At 58.3% G+C, this 1,863-nt stretch carries 1 protein-coding gene and 1 tRNA gene; one reads left to right on the forward strand and one right to left on the reverse strand.

Translation table 11 applies throughout. From position 1 onward, the window contains the following. Positions 1–597: 597 nt before the first annotated feature. Positions 598–671: transfer RNA gene (locus AC5ZG1_RS43855), tRNA-Asn, on the reverse strand. A 375-nt stretch (positions 672–1,046) separates the two neighbouring features. Between AC5ZG1_RS43855 and AC5ZG1_RS43860 the strand changes: the two genes are divergently transcribed. Next, a complete protein-coding gene (locus AC5ZG1_RS43860; RefSeq protein WP_456647161.1) occupies positions 1,047–1,256 on the forward strand; it encodes a hypothetical protein in 210 nt (69 codons plus the stop codon). Positions 1,257–1,863 lie beyond the last annotated feature (607 nt).

The following is a 1,863-nucleotide window of genomic DNA, read 5'->3' on the forward strand; positions in this document are numbered from 1 at the left end:
GGCTTCATACCCTCTGGTCGGAGAAACCACACGGGCACCATTGATCTAAATCAATGAAACCGACATCCGCCATCGATGCGTCTCCGATCGCTACTTGTCTTGGCTGAAGAGCCAGGATTCAATCGCCCACCTACAATGCGGGCGCTCTACCTATTGAGCTAAGCCGGCTGAATGGTTGCGCGCTTGACCGCCTAACCCATGTTAGCGGCCGGCGCTCTTCCGCGACGATGACGTGACAGAACAGCGGGGAAACCGGCATCATTCGATTAGGAACGAAGTCTGCTTTCCTCTATTGTCGTTGCATCATCGCACTGACCTTGGCATCTATCGGTGATGAGAACGCCGGTTGCGCTCCCGCCCCCACTCAAAATAGGGAGCAGCGCAGCGGCGTCGTCTCCAACAATCAGGACCACTCGAAGAACGGCTAGCTGAAGAAGCAGCACGCCTGCGCAAACAGGCCCAAGGCACTCACCCGGGTATCGAACGCGAACGACTTATTCGCAGAGCACGGCAAGCCGAGACTGGAGCGCAACTGAGCCAATGGCTGAAACCATCCGCTCATCGACTGCCACGATAAGCCCGCCGTTCCGCGTTATTTGGCTGAAGAGGAGGATTCGAACCTGCGACCACGGCATTAACGGTGCCCTGCGCTACCGCTGCGCCACTCTCCAATCTTTTCGGCTGAGCAAGGAACAAAATTGATCGACGATGGTCGATTCTGCGCCTCCGGTCCCGGTTGCGACTGCACCCTCAGCCCCCGGCCGGAGGAAAATCAGCCGTGTGGTTGGCGGCCCCAGCGGTGACAGGCTGGGGCCGTTTCGTTGAGCCGTTACAGCGCTACTCGACCTCGCCTTTGGGACTAGCCAGCATAGACTAACGTAGATCAATGAAGCTTGGTGGCCGTGGGACCGGGGCATGAAACGCAAACGCAATCGAGCCAAGCAAACCACCTCGGCCTACAATGACGTCCGCGTTGCACCTGGTCCGGTCGCTTCAGCGCCCATTCGCCAAGTGCCGTGCGAGGGCAGCGGACATGGGCACCAATCATGAGCTATGCGTCGAGGATCATTCTTCACCTGCCACTATCGAACGAAGACCTATTGAGCGCCTTCGTCGAGCAGTGCCCTCGCGATAAAGTTGCTCTTATTGCGGTCGTCGGAGAAGGCGCGGCGCGGATAGAGGATATCATCGACGAACTCGTGATGGGCGACGCGTCGGATATACGCACTTGTTACCACCACCTCGCACTCGAATGAGTCGGTGGAGGAGGTGTTGGAGTTCGCTGGTTGGTGGAACGACGAGCGAGATCGGCCGGTCCAAATAGTAAAATTATAGCCCGCAAGGATATCCGCTATGGGTCAAAAGCGCCGTCCAAGCGGATTGCTTGCGACGTTCGGTCCGCCCTGGAGAGCAGACCACTGAGCGCTCTCCGAAGACTTCGCCATCGGGCCAGTAGGCGACGTCGCGGCGACGCGCTGAAACGGAGACTGGGATGGCCTCACTCGTCATCCCGCCGAGGGAATGGCTCTTGTGTCTTCCGGCCGAGGAACATGTCAGGCATCGGCTGCCGGAGCAGTTCACGTGACTGGTGCAACAGTTCGCGCGTTTGCTCGATTGTTTGTCGGAAATACTGTTCGAGTGGAAAACGGGACGGCGTACGTCGATCCATAAAGCGCTCCCTCGCTGTGCAGGCGGGAGCGCGACGGTCTCTCAGCCACCGACGCCTACGGGCAGAGCCTCGGCCGGTGATGCGGACCAACGATCTCCGGGCTCTTGGGTTCCAAAGTGAACTTTGGCTGGTGATTGACTTATGTTATTCGTCGGTATGACTGATGCCTTGGATGCCGGTGAAAAGCTTTTTCG

It is taken from the genome of Bradyrhizobium sp. Leo78 (genome assembly GCF_059512425.1).